Source organism: Pseudescherichia sp. (assembly GCF_032052675.1).
Taxonomy (GTDB): Bacteria; Pseudomonadota; Gammaproteobacteria; order Enterobacterales; family Enterobacteriaceae; genus Pseudescherichia.
Window position 1 is genome coordinate 1 of the sequence record NZ_DAMBWA010000021.1, and the last position, 22,293, is coordinate 22,293.

Here is a 22,293-nt window from a genome sequence, read left to right on the forward strand (position 1 = left end):
GACCAGACGGACGCGGCAGGGCACGCGCAGGCCTGGCGCTATGACGTCAGCGGCGCGGCCTGTCACCAGACGGTGACCCCGGCGGGCGGGGAGACGCAGGCCCTGCTTGACAGCGTCACCCGGAGCGCGGCGGGCCGGGTGCTGACGGAGTCGGCCGGGAACGGCGTGACCACCACTTACGGCTACGACCCGCAGAACCAGTGGCTTGCCAGCATCACTGCCCGGCGCACGGATAACACCACGCTGCAGGCCCTGAGCTACGGGTATGACTTCACCGGCAACGTCACCTCCCTGACTGACGGCACCGTGGCGACAGGCTACTGGTGCAACCAGGCCACGGACGGCGGACGTTCCTTTACCTATGACGCGCTGTATCAGCTGCTGAGCGCCTCAGGGCGGGAGAACGCGGGCAACACCGGGATGCAGTACAGCGCCCTGCCGGCAGTGGTGCCGGACGGCAGCCAGTCCGTCAGGTACAGCCGCAGCTACCACTACGATGACAGCGGCAACCTGACGTCGCTCTCCCACACCGGGGCGGGCAGCTACACGCGCACCATGACCACGGACACCACCTCGAACCGCAGCGTGCAGCAGAACGACGGCGGGCCGCAGACGCCGGAGGAGGTGGCGGGCTGGTTTGACAGCAACGGCAATCTGCTGACGCTCCAGGCCGGTGCCACAGGCACGGACGGGCTGTTGTGGGACGGCAGCGATAACTTACAGCAGGTGACCCTGGTGAGCCGCAGCCCGGACAGCAGCCGGAACGACCGGGAGGTGTACCAGTACAGCGGCAGCCGGCGGGTGCGCAGGCAGACCCGCACCCTGGTGAACAGCAGCCGCGGGCTGTGGGATGTGGATGAAGTACGCTACCTGCCGGGGCTGGAGCTGCGTAAAAGCTGGCAGGAGACGGCAGGCAGCAGCGCCGCGCCGTCGCTGACGGAGGAGCTGCACGTGGTGACCGGCCAGGCGGGCCGGGCGGGTATCCGGATGCTGTACTGGGAGAGCGGGAAGCCGGACGGCATCGATAACAACCAGGTGCGCTGGCGCGTGGACGACAACATCGGCTCATTGTCGCTGGAGCTGGACGGCGGGGGCGGCGTTATCAGCCGGGAGGAGTACTATCCCTTTGGCGGCACGGCGGTGTGGGCGGCGCAGAGCGAGGTGGAGGCCAGTTACAAGACCGTGCGCTACTCCGGCAAGGAGCGGGACGGCACCGGGCTGTACTACTACGGCCACCGCTACTATGCCCCGTGGCTCTGCCGCTGGGTGAGCGCCGACCCGGCAGGCGAGGTGGACGGCCTGAACCTGTTCCGCATGGTCAGGAATAATCCTGTAACGCTTAAGGATGCTGATGGCCGACAGCCTACAGCTCATGATCAAATAATTATTGATCACCATGCCTCACGAGCTAGATTTCCATCTGTAGTAACAACTTATCAGGAAGCATTCAGCGCTGTATACAATGCTCATGGCGTTGAGGCTTATAATGACTTATGGAATTTCTTTAATAATAAAATCCCCTTAAATAGTACAAGTGATATCACCCCGGGAGATATGGAAAAAATTGCTGACTTTATCGAGAAAAGAGAAATCATTTCAGGGATGATTTATTCCAGCACTACTCCTTCTGGAATAGTTATTGATGAAACTCATGCCAAATGGCAGCTTTACAATCTTCCTCTAAACATATTAAAAAAAGCTAAAGAACTAGGCCAGTTTGTAACTCTTACAAACGACAATGTGACTAACCACCCTGGCAGACAACATTTAAAAGGAGTCACGCCAAGAGGTCATGCTGGCACTTGGGACACGGTGCCTGGAGTTGGTGCACAGGGTAAGTACGCTCCAAAAGATATACATGGCGATGAGACAGTTGTTGCTATGAATGAAGTTTCTCCTGGCGAATGGCGAATGGCAAGTGCCCACACATCTACAAATTTAATATTGCATGAATTTGCTCACGCTATAGATCGTAGTTTTGGTGAGAAAGCTAATTTGGGTAGTAGGGGGTTGGGTGAGGCAGGGGATTATCTTAGCCGACGACAAAGTTTTCGTCATGTATGGATTAAAGATTTAAGCCATACCGCAAGCGGTTCTACTGAAACCTATTACTGGCAAGAAGGAAATGATGGTGGTGCAGAAGAGGCTTTTGCTGAAGGAATGAGCGATTTATACGGTGGAACAAATCATCGCAATTGGCCAAACGTAAAATCTTACATTTCGGCAAAAATGGAAACTATTAATTAACAGAAGATGCTTAAAATTATTATCTAAAAAATCAAGGAATAGGTAATGAGCAATCTTACAAATGCCACCGGAACGCCGGTGGTCAGCGTACACGATAACCGGGGGATTGCCATACGCGCTCTCAACTGGAACCGGGCGCAGTCTGCCGATCCGCTGCGCCTGCTGGTGAGTCATTCGTACGTGGATGACGCCAGCCGGGTGGCGTCGCACCGCGATCCGCGTCAGTTTGCCGCCTGGTCAGCTGACGACACGGCTCCGTCGAATCTCCGGACCACGCCCTCACTGACGGGTCAGGTTTTGCGCCGGGAGAGCAGCGACAGCGGGGAGCGGGTGACGCTCTCTGACGCGGCAGGCCGTGCGGTCTGGATGCGGGACGGGCGCGGCACGGTGCAGACCATGACTTATGACGAGCTCGGCCGCCCTTCATCCGGCAGCGAGCAGCTGAGCGGGAGCAGTGAAATCCGCGTCAGCTGGCGCAGCGAGTACGGCGACAGCGGTCCGGCAGATGATGGCTCGCAGGGGAACAACCTGCGCGGGGTCTGCGTGACGCAGTATGACAGTGGCGGCCTGCTGCGGGCGGAGGCCGTGGCGCTCAGCGGGGCAGTGCTCAGCCAGGGACAGCGCTTCCTGGCATCGGCGGAGGTGCTACCCGACTGGCCGGAGGAGGAGACCGGGCGGGCGGCGCTGCTGGAGGCGGAGATATACACTACCACTGTCACCGCCGACGCCCGTGGCGCGGTGCTGGACCAGACGGACGCGGCAGGGCACGCGCAGGCCTGGCGCTATGACGTCAGCGGCGGAGCCTGTCACCAGACGGTGACCCCGGCAGGCGAGGTGGACGGCCTGAACCTGTTCCGCATGGTCAGGAATAATCCTGTAACGCTTAAGGATGCTGATGGCCGGCAGCCTACAGCAGCGTCGTCAAGTGACGACAAATCACCAAAATATATGTTTTCGCCATTTATCTCTGCTACCGATTCATTACTTTATGATCTTTTGCATAAGTTTTATTATTCTAATATCCTCAAAAAAGAGGAAGAGGTAATCAAACCAATTTTCGTTAATAAAGATCAGGAAAGATCTTTTAATACGCAAATGGATAAGGAAAAAGATTTAATGATAATAATGCTTGAAAATATTTTGCCTGAGGAACATCAAGAGCTTAAACATACTCAAGCAGTAGATATTTTTAATAAGTTTAAAGAAGCTTATAGTCAAGAGGGGGTGTTTAAATTTCCACCAGAGAGCAGCGGCGGGACTCTTTATATTTCAGGCCATGGTGCGGCGGGAAGTGATAGCATCTATCCAGGTACATCGAAAGGCTCGATTAGAGAGAAGTCCAGTTATGAAATTGTTGATCGGTTAATAACAAAAGGATTGCCTGAACATTTCAATATCAAGATGGATTTTTGTTGGAGTGGCGCATCTTTAGAGCCTGAAGATATTACAGTCGAAGAGTATCAGCAAGCATTTTTAGAAGGAAATATATTCAATTTGGTCTCTGGAGAGGATAATAGTTTTCTTGATCAGTTTGCAGATGATCTTAAAGAAGAGATTCCGGAATTTAAACGAACGCTATCCGGATATGCAGGTGTAGTTCATACTGTTAAAAAAGTGGATATCAATAGTCATTCCAGAGATGGTAAGCCACACTATATGGTTTCTCTGCCTGTGAGTGGCAGTAGCGAATTTTTTATGCGGAAAAGCGATGCCAGACGAACTATTACGATGTAAAAAGCGAGAGCGAAAATCAGCTGCAACGCTGGCCGTTGCAGCCTTTATTCTGTTTTATTTACTCGCTACCTGCGCTCGCAGGTGCTTAGCGCGCTTCTGCTTGCGCAGTTTATCGATCAGACGGTGCGCCTCGGCACGGGTGGCCACCGCCGGTGAGGAGCCGCTCAGCGGTTTCTGTGCCGTTTCGCGCAGGGTCAACACCGTAATCAGACCCACGATCCCCGCACCCATCATATAGTAAGCCGGCATCATCACGTTGTGCGTGGTGTCCACCAGCCAGGCGGTAACCAGCGGCGTGGTACCGCCGAACAGCGAGACCGACAGGTTGAAGCCAATCGCCAGCGCGCTGTAGCGGATATCGGTCACGAACAGGGCCGGGAGCGTCGCAGGCATGGTGCCGCTAAAGCAGGTGTGTAGCACACCAAGGATCACCAGCCCGCCAAACACCGCCAGCATATTGCCAGAGCCGATCAGCATAAAGCTCGGGATTGCCAGCAGGATCAGTCCCGCTGCGCCGAGTCCAATCACCGGGCGGCGGCCGATGCGATCGGTCCAGTAGCCCCAGGCCAGGGTCAGCGGCATCATCACAAACATAATCACCATCACCAGCAGCAGCCCGGTTAGCTCGCTCATGCCCAACACGCTGGTCAGGTAGCTTGGCATGTAGGAGGTGAGCATGTAGTTCGAGACGTTGAACACCAGCACCAGCCCGATGCACTTCAGGATCTGCTTGCGATGTTTGTTCAGCATCTGGATCAGGCTAAGCTGTGGCTTGCTGTGCTCCAGCGCCTCCTGCTTATCCATATGATCTTTAAACGCTGGCGTCTCTTCCAGCTTCAGCCGAATGTAGAGGCCAAACAGCCCCAGCGGCGCGGCCAGGAAGAAGGGAATGCGCCAGCCCCACGAATGCATCGCATCGGTGGGCAGAACCGCAATCATAATTGTTACAAGGCTGGCACCCAGCAGATAGCCGCCGAGCGTACCAAACTCCAGGAAGCTGCCCATAAACCCGCGGCGTTTGTCGGTAGAGTACTCCGCAATAAAGGTCGCGGCTCCGCCATACTCGCCCCCGGTGGAGAAACCCTGCACCAGACGCGCCAGCAGCAGCAGGATCGGCGCGGCGATACCAATGCTGTTATAGTCAGGGATCAGACCGATAGAGAAGGTACCTACCGACATCATGATCATCGTCAGGGCGAGGATCTTCTGGCGGCCGAAGCGATCTCCCAGCGGGCCGAATACCATCCCGCCGATAGGGCGCACGAGGAAGGCGGCGGCAAAGGTCCCAAAGGAGGCGATCAGCTGCGCGGTGCTGCTGGCGCCCGGGAAGAAGACCTGGCCGATGATCACCGCCAGGTAGCTGTAGACCCCGAAGTCGAACCACTCCATTGTGTTACCCAGCGCGGCTGCGCCGACGGCCTTTTTAAGCAGGCCGCTGTCGATGACGGTGATGTCGTCTACGGTTAATTCATTGCTTGTTGAAGCGTTATGTTGATGCTGGTTTAACGTCGTTCCGTTGCTCATAAACTCCCCATGAGTGTGGATGGCGCAACCTTATAGCTTTCGCAGCCGTAAAACTCAAATCAAAGGAAATGAAAGCTATAAGATGCAGATGATGATGGTACGCCACGTTAAGCGGCGGGCGTACACCATAAATAAAATAGTCGCTGGTTGCAACTTTTTGGCGGTAATAGCTGCTTTTCTCTGGAAATGTGGCGATATCAGCTTAATCTGAATGTCGGTACAGCAAAAAATAAACCCCCTAAAGTACATGGAATACTATTTCGCCTGCTAACGATCTATTTAAATGAAGTTATTAGCACTATGATGGCAGCACTGTTTTTTATATTTATTTGTAGTGATGAATATTTCAATGAATCCGCAGCGGCAAGCCGATCTCCTCCTCGTTATGGTCACACTTATCGCCGCCTGCGGCTGGATTTTCTCCCGCGAAGGCATCTCCGGGATGCCGGTTTTTGCCTTTCTCGGACTCCGCTTTGGCTGTGCCGCACTGGTTCTGCTGCCGTTTTGCCGGGGGCAGCGTATCCCGAAAGCGCAGATACTAAGGGTGCTTATCAGCGGTGCCTGGATGGCGCTGACCATGTGTCTGTGGATCTACTCTGTTTCTACTACTCCCTCGCTGGGCGAAGGCGCATTTATTATGAGCCTGTCGATGCTGTTCGTGCCGCTGGTGGCCTGGGGAATGATGAAGGTTCGGCCCGCCCGCGCCTACTGGGAGTGTCTTCCGTTGGCCTTCGTCGGGCTGGGATTGCTGAGCTTACAGTTCCCGGTATCGTTTCACGCCAGCCAGGGATGGTTCCTGCTGACCGCCGTGGTGCAGTCTATCTCCTTCTGCTACACCAGCCGCTGTGCCAGAGAGGTACCGCTGCTGCCGCTGACGGCAGTACAGCTGGGCATGACCGGTGTGGTAGGACTGGTGCTGTCTGGCCTGACAGAGACGTGGACCCAGCCGTTTACGGCTTCCACCGCGATGTGGCTGCTTGCCAGCATTCTCATTGCTACCAGCCTACGCTTTGGCCTTCAGCTCCAGGGGCAGAAGCATGCCGCGGTTGCTAATGCGGCGATTATCATGGTACTGGAGCCGCTGCTGACGGTGATTGCTGCTGCCATCTGGTATGGAGAGAAGCTGCCGATGCAGAAGATCACCGGCGGGATATTAATCCTGGTGGCCCAGCTGTGGTTTAGATGGCGGATGGTGGTGCGGCCTCAGTCTTAAGATAGAACAGGACAAATACGCCCGGCAGGTTCTCTATTTCGAGTGAGGTATAGGTAAAGCGGTTAATATGGCCATTTTTATCAATAATGGCCTTATTACCGGCGCCGATTTTGCTGACGTCGTGGTAATTCCACATCCGACGGAAATCTGCGCTTTGCTCATTTAGCACCGATATAACCGCTTCAAACTCTTCCGCGTGTTTGGCGGCGGCATAATTTGAGCGAAAGGCGGAAATCGTGTGCCGGGCGGCGCTATCCCAGTCATGAATAATATTTCGATACTCGGCATTCATAAACATGAGTTTTAGAGAATTTCTTTCCTCTTTAGCCACGCTTGACCAATCAAAAATCTGCTTTTTGGCCGCCTCATTCCAGTAGAGAATATCCATATTAGCGGTGCGGATAAATGCCGGATGTGGATTAAGGGCATCAACCATAGCGGTCACTTCAGCAGGCAGCTGTCTGGTGGCTTTTTTCGGTACATTTCGATGTCCGAAAACGATATCTTCCAGATAATCCTGCTCCACGGGAGTAAGTTTAAGCACCTGGGCGATACGCTGCAGAGCCCCATGAGAGATGCTGATGCTTCTACCTTGTTCCAGCCACGTATACCAGCTGACGCTCACGGCGGCCAGCTGCGCGACCTCTTCGCGACGCAGACCTTTAACGCGCCGGCCAGCCGCTGTAAAGCCATAGCCAGCGGGATCAACAGCGGCACGCCGTCGGGTGAGAAAATTTTTCACATCCTCGTTTCGGGACATCGACCTCTCCTGGCTATGACTGTTAGTCATAGGATAATCCCCCCTATTTTTTGCGGAGGGGTAAGCATTTACGATTGCCGCACAGAATAGAGTAGTCACGGGAAAAATTAAAATATGTCATCGCATCAGTTACCAGAAACCCTGCCTGGCAGGCGCTTAGCTAGCGGGAACGTCACAACTATGCTCACTGGAATTTTCACGCTGGTGGTAGTGATGGGCATTGGCCGTTTTTCACTCACGCCGCAGATACCGGTAATGATCAGCGATGGATTTCTCAATCTCTCCAGCGCAGGCATTCTCGCCGCCATGAACTATATTGGCTACCTGCTGGGAGCAATCCACGTTAGCCGCATGCAGCGCAACCATACTGCGTACCTGAAGACAGGGCTGCTTGTCACTATGGTGGTCACGCTCCTCTCAGGGACAACTTCCTTGTTTGTTCTGCAGTGCCTTTTCCGCTTTATTGCAGGCGTGGGCGGCGCGTGGGCGCTGATTATCGTCACCTCCTGGACGCAGCTGGAACTGGCAGCGAAAAATGCGCCCCGTCTCTCCGCCGCCGTATTCAGCGGCCCGGGCATTGGCATTATGCTGACAGGCGTTCTGGCATGGATTATGTCGGCTCAACACATCACCTCATCTGAAGCGTGGTACGTCTATGGTGGCGTTGCCCTCGTCGCGATCCTGCTGATCTTTCGTCGTCTGCCGCATGAGTTACCCTCAGTGCAGAAGAGACGAGAAGCGGTACCCGTAGGGCGAAACCTTAAAGTGCTGCTCGGCGTTTATACGCTGGCAGGCTTTGGTTACATTTTGCCTGCCACCTTCCTGTCGCAAATGGCGCATACCGTGTTCAATAGCGGTAATCAGGCTGCTTTTTTCTGGCCCCTGTTCGGGCTCTCTGCGGTTGCGGGGGTATTGCTGGTAATTATGTTTGCCGCCGTCGTGAACACGCGTATCAGCCTGGCATTTGCAATGATCGTGCAGGGAGTAGGGGTTGCTGCACCGGTTGTGGCACATAACGCAGCGGGATTGATGGTGTCGACCGTGCTGACCGGACTGTGCTTCTTGTCTATTATGCAGCTGTCGATCGCCTTGCGCGTGAAGTGTCAAACGGCGAAATGGCAAAGACGGTGGGCATGTTGACGGCTGGCTATGCCACTGGGCAATTGACGGGACCGCTGGTCTCCTCTGCCTGCGTCGCGCTCTTCTCCTCGCTGGAGCCCGCGCTGCTGCTGGCGGCAGGCGGCCTGATCGCCGGGGGTGGGGTGGTGCTGGTTATGATACGAAAATGAGAGCGACCCTAAGCCATAAAAAAATCCACGCCTGGGCGTGGATTTCTATTTGTCGCGAAGGGCGAATTAGACGTTGAACAGGAAGTTCATCACATCGCCATCTTTAACGATGTAATCTTTCCCTTCGGCACGCATCTTACCGGCCTCTTTCGCACCCTGTTCGCCTTTATAGGTAATAAAGTCTTCAAAGGCGATGGTCTGGGCGCGGATAAAGCCCTTTTCGAAATCGGTATGGATCTTACCTGCGGCCTGCGGGGCGGTAGCGCCCACCGGGATAGTCCAGGCGCGAACCTCTTTCACACCGGCGGTAAAGTAAGTTTGCAGGTTCAGCAGCTCATAACCGGCGCGGATCACGCGGTTCAGGCCCGGCTCTTCCAGACCCAGCTCGGCCATAAACTCTTCACGATCGGCGTCGTCCAGCTCGGCAATGTCGGACTCAACGGCGGCGCAGACGGCAACCACTACCGAGCCTTCCGCAGCAGCGATTTCACGCACTTTGTCCAGGTACGGGTTGTTCTCGAAACCGTCTTCATTGACGTTAGCGATGTACATGGTCGGTTTCAGCGTCAGGAAGCTCAGGTACTTGATGGCAGCCTTATCTTCATCCGTCAGGTTTTTCAGAGCACGCAACATGCCCGCGTTCTCCAGCTGCGGCAGGCATTTTTCCAGCGCGGCCTGTTCTGCTTTCGCGTCTTTATCGCCGCCTTTAGCTTTCTTCTGCACGCGCTGCAGGGCACGTTCACAGGTATCCAGGTCGGAAAGTGCCAGCTCGGTGTTGATCACCTCGATATCATCAGCAGGATCCACTTTGTTATTTACGTGGATGATGTTGTCGTTCTCAAAGCAGCGCACCACGTGACCGATAGCCTCGGTTTCACGGATGTTGGTCAGGAACTGGTTACCCAGGCCTTCACCTTTGGATGCGCCTTTTACCAGGCCCGCGATGTCAACGAACTCCATCGTGGTCGGCAGAATGCGCTGCGGCTTAACGATCTCAGCCAGCTGATCGAGGCGCGGATCCGGCATCGGCACCACGCCGGTGTTCGGTTCAATTGTACAGAACGGGAAGTTGGCAGCTTCGATGCCCGCCTTGGTCAGCGCATTGAACAGGGTAGATTTACCGACGTTCGGCAAGCCGACGATACCGCATTTGAATCCCATGATTTACATCACCTTAATATCTTGATAATCAACCTGTTAGATAAAACAGATTGCGGAAAAGTTAATAACTTAGCCTATTATACACGTTACAGACCTGCTGCGCGGCAAAAATGGCACTCCCCGCCGCTACTGAGCTTTAAAGGCGTGCAGGCGGTTGGTCGCCTTCACCAAATCTTCCTTCAGCCACAGCTCGGTGCAGCGCACCGCCTCATCAACGGCATCATCAATGAGCTTCTGCTCAGAGGCAGGCGGTTTGCCCAGCACAAAGCCAACAACCTTGTTTTTATCCCCTGGATGGCCAATTCCCACCCGTAAGCGGTGAAAGTTAGGGTTATTGCCGAATTTGCTGATGATATCTTTCAGGCCATTATGGCCGCCGTGACCGCCGCCCAGCTTGAATTTTGCCACACCGGGAGGCAGGTCGAGTTCATCGTGCGCTACCAGCACTTCATCCGGATTAATGCGATAGAAAGTGGCCATTGCCGCCACGGCTTTACCGCTGAGGTTCATAAAAGTTGTCGGCACCAGCAGACGCACGTCTGCTCCGGCGAGGTTAATGCGTGAGGTAAAGCCAAAGAATTTAGGCTCTTCCCGCAGCGGAGCGCGGTAGCGTTCGGCCAGCAGGTCAACATACCATGCTCCGGCATTATGACGGGTAGCGGCATACTCTGCGCCCGGGTTGGCAAGGCCGACAATCAGTTTAATCGTCACGTCTCTTTTCCTGAAAAGTTCACTCTTTGGCGCGTAGTTTACGTGGTCGTGCGGGCATTGACAAAATTCTGCCGCCAAAAGATAAAAAGAGAAATAATTGCCCACAATAACTATTAGAAGATGATTGAGTTCATGGGCTTATATGTAAAGTTCTGTGAGGAGGATATTTATAAATGTGATCCCGCCCGCACCCTGTAAAAGATGCCCTGCCTATACTTTATCCATAAGGATTGGGGATGTTTCCCGTTCAGGCCACAACGCCGGAGGTGACATATGAAACGCAAAAACGCATCGAGACTCGGTAATGCGCTTATGGTTTTAGGGTTAGTGGTGATGGTGGTAGGTGTCGGCTACTCCATCTTGAATCAGCTGCCACAGCTCCATCTGCCGCAGTACTTCGCCCACGGGGCAATTCTGAGCATCTTCGTTGGCGCTATCCTCTGGCTGGCAGGGGCACGCGTCGGCGGCCACGAGCAGGTTTGCGATAAGTACTGGTGGGTGCGCCACTACGATAAACGCTGCCGTCGGGATCAACATAAGCATAGCTGATGGTCGTTCAGATAACGCCCGGCGGCGCTGTGCTTGCACGGGCCTACAACAGGCTTCATAAAACGACTCACAGGAGTCGTTTTTTTTGCGCTTTTTTTTGCATAGCGCCTTGACCCTCACGTAACGTAAGCCCCCAGAGTGGCGCTACTGGTCAGGACAAGGAGCAGCAATGTTAATTCAGGTAGGGGAGCTGGCGAAACGCGCCGGCATCACCGTTCGCACGCTACACCACTACGAGCAGACCGGACTGCTGCTGCCCTCCGCCAGAAGCGAGGCAGGCTACCGGCTCTATAACCTTGCGGATGTGCAGCGCCTGCATATGATCCAGGCGCTGGCAAAAGCGGGGCTGGAGCTTGCCGAAATCAAGGACTTTCTGGAGCAGGATACGCTCTCGCTTCCCGATCTGCTTGATGCGCAAATCGCCCTGCTGGACAGGCAGCTGCGCAGCATTCATACGCTGCGCGACCAGCTTTGCGCGCTACGTACTGGGTTGGAAGAGGAGAGCGAACCGGATCTGGAGTCCTGGCTACAGACTCTGGAGTTAATGCATATGTACGATCGCTGGTTTACTAAAGAAGAGCTACAGCAGCTACCGTTTGCCGCAGAAGGCGAGCGGCTGGCTTCAATCTGGGCGGCGCTGGTTGCGGAAGCGCAGACGCTAATAGCGCAAAAGGTTGCCGAGACCGATACCAAAGCGATGGATCTGGCGATCCGCTGGATGGATCGTCTGGAGCAGGATACGGCAGGCAAGCCGGAGTTTCTGACCCGTCTCAACGAGATGCACAGCGTGGAGCCGCAGATGCGCGAGCGGACGGGCATTACGCCGCAGATTATCGACTACATCACCCGCGCCTTTGCAGAGAGCAAGCTTGCTATCTGGCAGCGTTATCTCACCCCGCAGGAGATGGCCTTTACCCGGGCGCACTACTTTGATCGGCTGATGGAGTGGCCGCCGCTGGTGGCGAAGCTGCATCAGGCTAGCCGGGAGAAGTGCGATCCTGCGTCCGAACAGGGCCAGCAGCTGGCGCAGAACTGGCTTGAACTTTTCCAGTCCTATGCGGGAGACAATCCGGCTACCCAGCAGAAATTTCGCGTGGCTATGCAGCAGGAGCCGCTGTTAATGAAGGGCACCTGGATGACGCCCGAGGTGCTGGCCTGGCTACAGCAGGCGATTGGGGTAATGATGCAGCGTCGGTACGCTGCACCCTAATCATTACAGATCCGCCAGCGCCGCGTCCCGGTTGGGATAGAACGCCAGCCGCCCGGCAATCGGCTTCACGCCTGCGCGCGCCAGCGTGCGCAGGGGCTGAAACTCCAGGTTGCTGACCCGCAGCTCACAGCCTTCCGGCAGCCGTTTGACAAAGCGCTGGAAGGCATCCAGTCCGCCTGCGTCCAGCACCGGTACGGCATCACACTTCAGCACCACAATTCGCTTGCCGGCAATCCGTGACTCCAGATCGTTAAACACCCCTTCGGCCGCAGCGAAGAAGAGCGGCCCAATGACCCGCAGCACCGTGACGTCCGCGGGTACCTCGACGTTAACCGGGGCGAGGCGCGTCATGCGAGCGATACGGCGCATAAACAGCAGCGACGCCAGCACAATGCCGACGCTAATGGCGATAACCATATCAAACAGTACCGTCAGCGACATGCACATCAGCATCACCATGATGTCGTCTTTCGGTGCGCGCCGCAGCAGGTTAACCACCTTATGCGCCTCGCTCATGTTCCAGGCCACCATCAGCAGCAGGGCCGCCATCGCCGACAGCGGTAACCATGAGAGCAGGGGAGCGAGCGCCAGCAGGGCGAGGATCACCAGCAGGGCATGGATAATGGCCGCCACGGGGGAGGTGGCACCCGCGCGCACGTTTGCCGCCGAGCGGGCAATCGCCGCGGTAGCGGTAATGCCGCCAAAGAAGGGGGCGATCAGGTTGCCCAGCCCCTGACCAATCAGCTCGTTATTGGCCTTATGCCGGGTGCCGGTCATGCCGTCGAGCACCACGGCGCAGAGCAGAGACTCAATGGCCCCAAGCATTGCCATTGAAAAAGCCGCGGGCAGCAGCGCCTGGACAGAGGCCCAGCTCAGGGTAAACGAGGAGCCGGGCATCTGCCACGGCAGCACCAGCTGGGGCAGAAGCTGCGGGATGCCGTTGCCCTGAGTGCCGTCGGCCAGCAGATAGTGAAAGCGCGAGCCGATGGTTGCCACGTCAAAACCGGCCAGCTTGACCAGCGCCATCACTGCGCAGCCGGCCAGCAGGGCGGGAAGATGGCCCGGAAGACGGATCCCGAGGCGCGGCCAGAGAATAAGCACGCCAAGGGTGACCACGCCGATAGCGGCGTCCCCAGGATTAAGGGTCGGCAGCGCCATCGCCAGCGCACCAACCTTCTGCAGATAGTGCTCTGGCACCTGAGCCATCTCCAGACCGAGAAAATCTTTTATTTGCATCGTGCCGATGGTGATGCCGATCCCAGCGGTGAAACCCAGCGTGACGGGAAGCGGAATGTACTCGATCAGGCGGCCAAAGCGGGCAAGTCCGAACAGGATAAGAAACAGCCCGGAGAGAAGCGTCGCCACCAACAGGCCCGCCAGACCAAACTGCTGGGAGACAGGATAGAGGATCACCACAAACGCCGCGGTCGGGCCGGAGACGCTAAAGCGCGAGCCGCCGCAGAGGGCAATGACAATCCCGGCCACCGCCGAGGTGTAGAGGCCGTACTGTGGCGCCACTCCGCTACCGATAGCCAGGGCCATCGCCAGCGGAATGGCAATAATCCCGACGGTGATGCCTGCCACCAGGTCGCGGGTAAAACGTGGGAAGGTATATCTCTCTTTCCAGCATGCTTCAATCAGCGCGCGGAAGGGTAAAATGTCTGCAAAGTTCATAATGCTCATCAGGTCAGGTCATTCATGTACGTATTATCCGCCAGATGAATGTCAGATAATGCGTGAATACATCATACAAATGTTTTTCAGGTACAAAAAAACCCGCCGAAGCGGGTTTATAATCTGCGGAGCGATTAATGCTCAAACATCGCGGAGATAGATTCTTCGTTGCTGATACGACGAATCGCTTCGGCCAGCATGCCGGAGAGCGTCAGGGTACGCACGTTAGGCAGCGCCTTGATTTCAGCGGAGAGCGGGATCGTATCGCAGACGACCACTTCATCGATCACGGAGTGACGCAGGTTGTTTACCGCGTTGCCGGAGAAGATAGGGTGGGTAGCGTAGGCGAAGACGCGTTTCGCGCCGCGCTCTTTCAGCGCCTCGGCCGCTTTACACAGCGTACCGCCGGTATCGATCATGTCGTCAACCAGCACGCAGTCGCGACCAGCAACGTCACCGATGATGTGCATAACCTGAGAAACGTTCGCGCGCGGGCGACGTTTGTCGATGATGGCCATATCGGTATCGTTGAGAAGCTTAGCGATAGCACGGGCACGTACTACGCCACCGATGTCTGGAGAGACAACGATCGGGTTATCGAGATTCAACTGCAGCATATCTTCCAGCAGGATAGGGCTGCCGAATACGTTATCAACCGGAACGTCGAAGAAGCCTTGAATCTGTTCTGCGTGCAGGTCAACGGTCAGGACACGGTCAACGCCAACGCTGGAGAGGAAGTCGGCAACCACTTTTGCGGTAATAGGGACACGCGCGGAACGCACGCGGCGATCCTGACGGGCATAGCCAAAATAGGGGATAACTGCGGTGATACGGCCTGCGGAAGCACGACGCAGCGCATCAACCATGACAATTAACTCCATCAGGTTGTCGTTCGTTGGAGCACAAGTGGACTGGATGATGAAAATATCACCACCGCGTACATTTTCGTTGATTTGTACGCTGACTTCGCCGTCGCTAAAGCGACCTACGGCGGCGTCGCCGAGAGAAGTGTACAGGCGGTTGGCAATACGTTGTGCTAGTTCCGGGGTGGCGTTACCAGCAAAAAGCTTCATATCAGGCACGAGAAGAACCTCAGGCATGCGTCCAGTGGTGGATAGCGTCGCCGAAAACTGTGCGGGCCAGGCATACGCTATCCAGGCGATGTATTTAAAGAGCGCGATGCAACGTCTGGATCAGAGGTGACGTTGTCACCGAGTCTCAATTAGCCCCAAATGCTCGCGAGAGCACTATTAGAAATCTTCAGGGTGTAGCGCGTGCATAAGCGGTGAAACGTTTACGCCTCGCGCAACAAAACCCTGCAGCCATTCCGGGGCTTGCTCAAGCACCTGACGAGCGGAGGACTCTGAGTCAAATTCAGCAAAGACGCAGGCTCCTGTGCCAGTCAGGCGCGACGGCGCGTATTCTAACAGCCAGGAAAGCGCGGCATCAACCTCGCGAAAACGTTTTCTTGCGATAACCTCGCAATCATTGACGAATTCACAGTTCAGTAACGTGTTAATTGGCCGTTTTGACGTATTGCGAGGCAAATCAGGATCGTTGAAGATGGCCGGGGTCGAAATATGGACGCCAGGATGGGCCACCAGATACCATTTTTCGGGCGGATCGACGGGGGTCAGCTCTTCGCCGACGCCCTCGGCAAAGGCCGCATGGCCGTGGACAAACACAGGTACGTCCGCGCCAAGCGTCAGCCCCAGCACCGCCAGCGCATCCACCGACAGCCCGCAGCCCCAGAGATGGTTAAGCGCGACCAGCACCGTCGCCGCGTTAGAGGAGCCACCCCCCAGCCCGCCGCCCATTGGCAGGCGTTTGTCGATGCGGATATCTGCGCCGCTGCCCTCTGGCAGCGAGTCGCGATCTGCTGCCGCCTGCTGAAGCAGTTTTGCCGCGCGCACAATCAGGTTATCGCTCTCCGCCACCCCTTGTACCGGCGTCAACAGGCGGATCTTGCCGTCGGTGCGCGGTTCAATGCTGAGGGTATCGCCGTAGTCGAGAAACTGAAACAGCGTCTGCAGATCGTGATACCCATCGCTACGTTGGCCGGTGATATATAAAAAAAGATTAAGTTTTGCCGGCGAAGGCCACTGGGTCATCATTTTACAATCCAGTTATCCATCTTCAGTTTGATGCGTTGGCCGTCCTGGTTTAGCTCCATGTTGGACGGCATTGCCGGCGTTGATTTTGTATCGTAGCCGCCGTAGGTCACCTTCCAGGTCTTCCCGTTCTGGCTGTAGTTAAGCTCGCTCAGGCGGTACTGGCTGTCAAGCTTATAGTCGGTGGCGTCGCCGGGCAGGCCGAGGATCCACTGGCGCAGGCTGTTCAGCGGAATTGGCATGCCGGTCAGCTTGCCAATCATCTCTTCCGCGTCGGTGGCGGTGTAGTGCTGGCCTTTGTTATCCACCAGCTCTACGCTGCCCGGCCTGGCGTTCAGCTCCAGCTCGGTGCTGCCGAGGGGGTTAGTTAACAGCAGACGGTAGTTATCCTGGCCGGTCTGCTGCCAGAAGAAGCGGGCGTAGACTTTCTGGCTGTCGGAGAGATAAGCAAAGGCGCCACGGGTCTGGTACTGGCTCAGGTTACGCACCTCTTGCTGATGCTGACGCCACTGCGGCGAGTCCGGACTTTTGCCCGGTCCCTTCGGTGCATTGATAGAACAGGCGGTAAGTACCAGGCTGGCAAGCGGTAACAGGCGAAGCAGTCGACGGTCCGGTAAAGTCATAATGAGGACAAATCCTTGTGGTGCGTTACGGTTATAATCTTTAATGCTAGCGCTGAGCAGGAATACCGTCTACGTTCAAGTTGTCTTAAATCATGAAATTACCAATTACTCCAAAAGGGGGCTGTCTCTTTTATTGACCCGGCGCATCCTGTATGATGCGCACAGACTAACCTTATCAACGCTGGTACTACTCCCGCTGACATGACTCTTTTAGCGCTCGGCATCAACCATAAAACAGCACCTGTCTCACTGCGGGAACGCGTTACGTTCACGCCGGACACGCTCGACCAGGCTTTAGAGAGCCTGCTGGCGCAGCCGATGGTGCAGGGTGGGGTGGTACTGTCGACCTGTAACCGTACAGAGCTCTACCTGAGCGTGGAAGAGCAGGACAATCTGCAGGAAGCGCTCATCCGCTGGCTTTGTGATTATCACCATCTGGACGAAGACGAGCTGCGTAAAAGCCTCTACTGGCACCAGGACAACGATGCTGTCAGCCACCTGATGCGCGTTGCCAGCGGTCTCGATTCGCTGGTGCTGGGCGAACCGCAAATCCTGGGCCAGGTGAAAAAAGCCTTCGCCGACTCCAGCCGCGGTCATATCAATGCCAGCGCGCTGGAGCGCATGTTCCAGAAGTCTTTCTCGGTTGCCAAACGGGTACGTACCGAAACGGATATCGGGGCCAGCGCCGTGTCGGTGGCCTTTGCCGCCTGTACGCTGGCGCGCCAAATCTTCGAGTCGCTCTCCAGCGTCACGGTGCTGCTGGTGGGCGCTGGCGAGACCATCGAGCTGGTGGCCCGTCATCTGCGCGAGCATAAGGTGCAGAAGATGATCATCGCCAACCGCACCCGCGAACGCGCCGAGCTGCTGGCCGATGAGGTGGGCGCAGAGGTGATCTCCCTCAGCGACATCGACGCCCGCCTGCAGGACGCGGATATCATCATCAGCTCTACCGCCAGCCCGCTGCCGATCATTGGTAAAGGGATGGTTGAGCGCGCGCTGAAATCCCGCCGTAACCAGCCGATGCTGCTGGTGGATATCGCCGTGCCTCGCGACGTCGAGCCGGAGGTGGGCAAGCTGGCGAACGCCTATCTCTACAGCGTTGATGACTTGCAAAGCATTATTTCGCATAACCTGGCGCAGCGGAAAGCCGCCGCCGTAGAGGCGGAGACCATCGTCGCTCAGGAGAGCAGCGAGTTTATGGCCTGGCTACGCGCCCAGAGCGCCAGCGAGACGATCCGTGAATTTCGCGGTCAGGCAGAGCAGGTGCGCGATGAACTCACCGCCAAAGCCCTTGCCGCGCTTGAGCAGGGCGGTGACGCCCAGGCCATTATGCAGGATCTGGCCCGCAAGCTGACCAACCGCCTGATCCACACGCCAACTAAATCACTTCAGCAGGCTGCCCGTGACGGGGACGACGAACGCCTGCATATTCTACGCAACAGCCTCGGGCTGGAGTAGCACAACAACCTCTTATTACAGGGTGCATTTACGCCTATGAAGCCTTCTATTGTTGCCAAACTGGAAGCCCTGCATGAACGCCATGAAGAAGTTCAGGCGCTGCTCGGCGACGCGGGGACCATCGCAGACCAGGATCGCTTTCGCGCACTGTCGCGTGAATATGCGCAATTAAGCGATGTTTCACGCTGTTTTACTGACTGGCGACAGATTCAGGAAGATATCGAAACCGCGCAGATGATGCTCGACGATCCCGAGATGCGCGAGATGGCGCAGGAAGAGCTGCGCGAGCTGAAAGAGAAGGGTGAAGCCCTCGAGGCGCACCTGCAGGTTCTGCTCCTGCCGAAAGATCCCGATGACGAACGCAACGCTTTCCTTGAAGTCCGCGCCGGGACCGGCGGTGATGAAGCCGCGCTCTTTGCCGGGGATCTGTTCCGCATGTACAGCCGCTACGCCGAATCCCGCCGCTGGCGCGTAGAGATCATGAGCGCTAACGAAGGCGAGCATGGCGGATTTAAAGAGGTGATTGCCAAGGTGAGCGGCGAGGGCGTTTACGGCCGTCTGAAGTTTGAATCCGGCGGCCACCGCGTACAGCGCGTCCCGGCCACCGAGTCGCAGGGGCGTATTCACACCTCGGCCTGCACCGTGGCGCTGATGCCGGAGCTGCCGGAAGCCGAGCTGCCGGACATCAACCCGGCCGACCTGCGTATTGACACCTTCCGCTCCTCCGGCGCGGGCGGCCAGCATGTTAACACCACCGACTCGGCGATCCGTATTACCCACCTGCCTACCGGCATCGTGGTGGAGTGCCAGGACGAACGTTCCCAGCACAAAAACAAAGCCAAAGCGCTGGCGGTTCTCGGCTCGCGTATCCGTGCGGCAGAGATCGATAAGCGTCAGCAGGCAGAAGCGTCAACCCGCCGTAATCTGCTGGGCAGCGGCGATCGCAGCGATCGTAACCGGACCTATAACTTCCCGCAGGGGCGCGTCACCGATCACCGTATCAACCTGACGCTCTACCGTCTGGACGAGGTGATGGAAGGCAAGCTCGATATGCTGATTGAGCCTATCGTGCAGGAGTACCAGGCCGATCAGCTGGCGGCGCTGGCCGAGCAGGACTAATGGATTATCAGCACTGGCTACGCCAGGCGGTCGGCCAGCTTGCGGCAAGCGAAAGTCCTCGCCGCGATGCGGAGATCCTGCTGGGATTTGTCACCGGCAGAGCGCGGACCTTTATTCTCGCCTTCGGTGAAACCGAGCTGCTGCCTGCCGAGCAGGCGCAGCTTGAGGAACTGCTGGCCCGTCGCCAACGCGGCGAGCCGGTGGCTCACCTGGTGGGCATACGCGAATTCTGGTCGCTACCGCTGTTTGTCTCTCCGGCCACGCTGATCCCCCGTCCGGATACCGAGTGTCTGGTTGAACAGGCGCTGGCCCGCCTGCCCGCAACTCCCTGCGATATTCTCGATTTAGGTACCGGCACCGGCGCGATTGCGCTGGCACTGGCCAGCGAGCGTCCCGACTGCCATATCACCGCCGTGGATCTGATGCCCGACGCCGTGGCCCTTGCCCGGCGTAACGTCGAGCACTTAGGCATGGCGAACGTGACGCTGCTGCAGAGCCACTGGTTCAGCGCGCTCGCTGGACAGCGCTTCGCGACTATCGTCAGCAACCCGCCCTATATTGACGAGCAGGATCCACACCTTGCCGAAGGTGACGTGCGCTTTGAACCGCGCAGCGCGCTGGTGGCTGCTGATAACGGTCTTGCGGATCTGGCGTGGATTATTGCGCAGGCGCGCGCGTTCCTCCTGCCCGACGGCTGGCTGCTGCTGGAGCATGGCTGGCAGCAGGGCGAGCAGGTGCGGGCACTTTTTGCTAAAAATCACTACCAGGACGTTGAAACCACGCGGGATTACGGCGGCAACGAGCGGCTGACGTTGGGCAGATTATGCCCAACGCATCCATAAGCAAGGCTGACTGAAGCGCCGTTTGGCGTTATCATCAACGTCGAATACCGTGACTGGGGTAAGTAATGAGGTCGTTAGCCGATTTCGAATTTAATAAAGCACCGTTATGCGACGGGATGATCCTCGTTTCACAACTTATCCGCGACGACTTTCCGTCGCAGTATGTCTGTGATGAACTGGATAAGCTGGTTGCGCTGGCGCGTGAAGAGATAAGCCAGGCGCAGCCGCAGGAAGGACAGCTCGAGAAGCTGATCGCACTCTTTTATGGCGACTGGGGTTTTCAGGATTCGCAGGGTGTCTATCGCCTGTCGGATGCGCTGTGGCTTGATAGCGTGCTGAAAAACCGCCAGGGCAGCGCCGTCTCCCTTGGGGCGATCCTGCTGTGGGTAGCCGAGCAGCTGGATATTCCGCTGAATCCGGTGATCTTCCCGACGCAGCTGATTCTGCGCGCCGAGTGGCTGGACGGCGAGATGTGGCTGATCAATCCGTTTAACGGCGACACGCTGGACGAGCATACCCTTGAGGTATGGCTGAAGGGTAATATCAGCCCGATGGCCGAGCTGTTTAACGAGGATCTCGACGAGGCGGATAACGCCGAAGTGATCCGCAAGCTCCTCGACACGCTGAAGTCGGCGCTGATGGAAGAGCAGCAGATGGAGCTGGCGCTGCGGGCCAGTGAAGCGCTGCTGCAGTTTAACCCGGAAGATCCCTATGAAATCCGCGATCGTGGGTTGATTTACGCCCAGCTCGATTGCGATCACGTCGCGCTGCATGATTTAAGCTATTTTGTGGAGCAGTGCCCGGAAGATCCGATCAGCGAAATGATCCGCGCGCAGATTAATACTATTTCGCATCGGCAGATTACGCTGCATTAATCCGATGAGTTCCGATTCAAACCTGATAAGGCGATTCTATGAAACAAAAAGTGGTTAGCATTGGCGATATCAACGTGGCAAACGATCTGCCGTTCGTGCTGTTTGGCGGCATGAACGTGCTGGAGTCACGCGACCTCGCGATGCGCATTTGCGAGCACTACGTCACCGTGACCCAGAAGCTGGGCATTCCGTACGTGTTCAAGGCCTCTTTTGATAAAGCCAACCGCTCCTCTATTCACTCCTATCGTGGCCCGGGCCTCGAAGAGGGGATAAAAATTTTCCAGGAGCTGAAGCAGAACTTCGGCGTAAAAGTGATCACCGACGTGCACGAGTCTCACCAGGCGCAGCCGGTATCTGAAGTGGTTGATGTGATCCAGCTTCCGGCGTTCCTTGCTCGCCAGACCGATCTGGTGGAAGCGATGGCGAAAACCGGTGCGGTAATCAACGTGAAGAAGCCGCAGTTTGTTAGCCCGGGGCAGATGGGCAACATCGTCGACAAGTTCCGCGAAGGCGGCAACGAGAAGGTGATCCTTTGCGACCGTGGTGCCAACTTTGGCTATGACAACCTGGTTGTGGACATGCTGGGCTTCAGCGTGATGAAGAAGGTCTCTGGTAACTCGCCGGTGATTTTTGACGTGACCCACGCCCTGCAGTGCCGCGACCCGTTTGGCGAGGCCTCCAGCGGCCGTCGCGGTCAGGTGACCGAGCTGGCACGTGCCGGTATGGCCACCGGTCTGGCAGGCCTGTTCATTGAAGCGCATCCGGACCCAGCCCACGCCAAGTGCGACGGCCCGTCCGCGCTGCCGCTGGACAAGCTGGAGCCGTTCCTGAAGCAGATCAAAGCGATTGACGATCTGGTGAAGAGCTTCGACGAGCTCGACACCGAGAACTAATAAAAAAACCCGCCTCGGCGGGTTTTTTTATAGCTATGTAGGCCCGGCAAGCCTGCGCCGCCGGGCGTTGATCTGTTGGCAGGGTCACGCCGGGTGGCGTTGCACTTACCCGGCCTACGGCCCGGAGCCGGTTGTGGAGCTGGTAGGCCCGGCAAGCCTGCGCCGCCGGGCGTTGATCTGCTGGCACTGCCACGCCGGGTGGCGCTTCGCTTACCCGGCCTACGGCCCGGAGCCGGATGTGGGGTTGTAGGCCCGGCAAGCCTGCGCCGCCGGGCGTTGATCTGTTGGCAGGGTCACGCC

General features: G+C 56.9%; 19 protein-coding genes and 1 pseudogene. 12 read left to right on the plus strand and 8 right to left on the minus strand.

Annotated features, from left to right (window positions below; translation table 11 throughout):
* The coding region (locus tag RTX96_RS19880; RefSeq protein ID WP_312671870.1) for an RHS repeat-associated core domain-containing protein at nucleotides 1-2,247 on the plus strand (2,247 nt) is incomplete at its 5' end.
* 45 nt (nucleotides 2,248-2,292) lie between these two features.
* Nucleotides 2,293-3,981 (plus strand): hypothetical protein, encoded by a 1,689-nt coding sequence (locus RTX96_RS19885; protein ID WP_312671871.1) that lies wholly within the window; start codon nucleotides 2,293-2,295, stop codon nucleotides 3,979-3,981.
* 54 nt (nucleotides 3,982-4,035) lie between these two features.
* Here RTX96_RS19885 and proP read toward each other — a convergent pair whose 3' ends face one another.
* Nucleotides 4,036-5,505 carry a glycine betaine/L-proline transporter ProP gene (gene proP, locus RTX96_RS19890; protein WP_312671872.1) on the minus strand — a complete coding sequence of 490 codons (1,470 nt, stop codon included), beginning with the start codon at nucleotides 5,503-5,505 and terminating at the stop codon, nucleotides 4,036-4,038.
* Between the two features lie 19 nt (nucleotides 5,506-5,524).
* On the opposite strand from proP, the gene RTX96_RS19895 reads away from it, so the two are divergent.
* Complete coding sequence (locus RTX96_RS19895) at nucleotides 5,525-5,716, plus strand: hypothetical protein (protein ID WP_312671873.1); 192 nt, start codon at nucleotides 5,525-5,527, stop codon at nucleotides 5,714-5,716.
* Between the two features lie 138 nt (nucleotides 5,717-5,854).
* Entirely contained in the window at nucleotides 5,855-6,718 is an 864-nt protein-coding gene (locus RTX96_RS19900; protein WP_312671874.1) for a DMT family transporter, read from the plus strand.
* On the opposite strand, the gene RTX96_RS19905 is transcribed toward RTX96_RS19900, so the two are convergent.
* Complete coding sequence (locus tag RTX96_RS19905; protein WP_103819968.1) at nucleotides 6,684-7,478, minus strand: helix-turn-helix transcriptional regulator; 795 nt, start codon at nucleotides 7,476-7,478, stop codon at nucleotides 6,684-6,686. The two genes, RTX96_RS19900 and RTX96_RS19905, sit on opposite strands and share 35 nt — an antisense overlap.
* A gap of 255 nt (nucleotides 7,479-7,733) precedes the next feature.
* Here RTX96_RS19905 and RTX96_RS19910 point away from each other — a divergent pair.
* Nucleotides 7,734-8,767, plus strand: a pseudogene (locus tag RTX96_RS19910) (YbfB/YjiJ family MFS transporter).
* A gap of 66 nt (nucleotides 8,768-8,833) precedes the next feature.
* Here the strand turns inward: RTX96_RS19910 and ychF are convergent.
* Together ychF and pth are read right to left on the minus strand one after the other, a co-directional pair.
* The gene (gene ychF / locus RTX96_RS19915) at nucleotides 8,834-9,928 is read right to left on the minus strand and encodes a redox-regulated ATPase YchF (protein ID WP_103819972.1); all 1,095 of its coding nucleotides are present in this window, start codon (nucleotides 9,926-9,928) and stop codon (nucleotides 8,834-8,836) included.
* Between the two features lie 126 nt (nucleotides 9,929-10,054).
* Nucleotides 10,055-10,639: an aminoacyl-tRNA hydrolase gene (gene pth / locus RTX96_RS19920; protein ID WP_103819973.1), complete on the minus strand. Its 585-nt coding sequence runs from the start codon at nucleotides 10,637-10,639 to the stop codon at nucleotides 10,055-10,057.
* Between the two features lie 273 nt (nucleotides 10,640-10,912).
* Here pth and ychH point away from each other — a divergent pair, with 273 nt between their 5' ends.
* Together ychH and RTX96_RS19930 are read left to right on the plus strand one after the other, a co-directional pair.
* Nucleotides 10,913-11,188 (plus strand): stress-induced protein YchH, encoded by a 276-nt coding sequence (gene ychH / locus RTX96_RS19925; protein ID WP_103819974.1) that lies wholly within the window; start codon nucleotides 10,913-10,915, stop codon nucleotides 11,186-11,188.
* 169 nt (nucleotides 11,189-11,357) lie between these two features.
* Nucleotides 11,358-12,398 carry a MerR family transcriptional regulator gene (locus tag RTX96_RS19930; protein WP_312671875.1) on the plus strand — a complete coding sequence of 347 codons (1,041 nt, stop codon included), beginning with the start codon at nucleotides 11,358-11,360 and terminating at the stop codon, nucleotides 12,396-12,398.
* A 3-nt stretch (nucleotides 12,399-12,401) separates the two neighbouring features.
* Here the strand turns inward: RTX96_RS19930 and dauA are convergent, their stop codons facing one another.
* From dauA to lolB, 4 genes are all read right to left on the minus strand, one after another.
* A complete protein-coding gene (dauA, locus tag RTX96_RS19935) occupies nucleotides 12,402-14,072 on the minus strand; it encodes a C4-dicarboxylic acid transporter DauA (RefSeq protein ID WP_409418576.1) in 1,671 nt (556 codons plus the stop codon).
* Nucleotides 14,073-14,206: 134 nt separating this feature from the next.
* The gene (gene prs / locus RTX96_RS19940) at nucleotides 14,207-15,154 is read right to left on the minus strand and encodes a ribose-phosphate diphosphokinase (RefSeq protein ID WP_103820263.1); all 948 of its coding nucleotides are present in this window, start codon (nucleotides 15,152-15,154) and stop codon (nucleotides 14,207-14,209) included.
* Between the two features lie 168 nt (nucleotides 15,155-15,322).
* Nucleotides 15,323-16,186, minus strand: a complete 864-nt coding sequence (gene ispE, locus RTX96_RS19945; RefSeq protein WP_312671877.1) for a 4-(cytidine 5'-diphospho)-2-C-methyl-D-erythritol kinase — start codon at nucleotides 16,184-16,186, stop codon at nucleotides 15,323-15,325.
* Nucleotides 16,183-16,806 carry a lipoprotein insertase outer membrane protein LolB gene (gene lolB / locus RTX96_RS19950; RefSeq protein WP_103819978.1) on the minus strand — a complete coding sequence of 208 codons (624 nt, stop codon included), beginning with the start codon at nucleotides 16,804-16,806 and terminating at the stop codon, nucleotides 16,183-16,185. Before lolB ends, ispE begins: the two co-directional genes overlap by 4 nt.
* A gap of 201 nt (nucleotides 16,807-17,007) precedes the next feature.
* Between lolB and hemA the strand changes: the two genes are divergently transcribed.
* The 5 genes from hemA to kdsA all read left to right on the plus strand — a co-directional run bounded on the left by hemA (nucleotide 17,008) and on the right by kdsA (nucleotide 21,993).
* Nucleotides 17,008-18,264, plus strand: a complete 1,257-nt coding sequence (gene hemA / locus RTX96_RS19955; protein WP_103819979.1) for a glutamyl-tRNA reductase — start codon at nucleotides 17,008-17,010, stop codon at nucleotides 18,262-18,264.
* 36 nt (nucleotides 18,265-18,300) lie between these two features.
* Nucleotides 18,301-19,383, plus strand: a complete 1,083-nt coding sequence (prfA, locus tag RTX96_RS19960; protein ID WP_312671878.1) for a peptide chain release factor 1 — start codon at nucleotides 18,301-18,303, stop codon at nucleotides 19,381-19,383.
* Nucleotides 19,383-20,225, plus strand: coding sequence for a peptide chain release factor N(5)-glutamine methyltransferase (gene prmC, locus RTX96_RS19965; RefSeq protein WP_312671879.1), 843 nt, complete (start codon nucleotides 19,383-19,385; stop codon nucleotides 20,223-20,225). The genes prfA and prmC overlap by 1 nt, the downstream gene beginning before the upstream one ends.
* Before the next feature lie 65 nt (nucleotides 20,226-20,290).
* Complete coding sequence (gene sirB1, locus RTX96_RS19970) at nucleotides 20,291-21,100, plus strand: invasion regulator SirB1 (protein ID WP_103819982.1); 810 nt, start codon at nucleotides 20,291-20,293, stop codon at nucleotides 21,098-21,100.
* Between the two features lie 38 nt (nucleotides 21,101-21,138).
* Nucleotides 21,139-21,993 carry a 3-deoxy-8-phosphooctulonate synthase gene (gene kdsA, locus RTX96_RS19975; RefSeq protein ID WP_312671880.1) on the plus strand — a complete coding sequence of 285 codons (855 nt, stop codon included), beginning with the start codon at nucleotides 21,139-21,141 and terminating at the stop codon, nucleotides 21,991-21,993.
* Nucleotides 21,994-22,293: the final 300 nt, after the last annotated feature.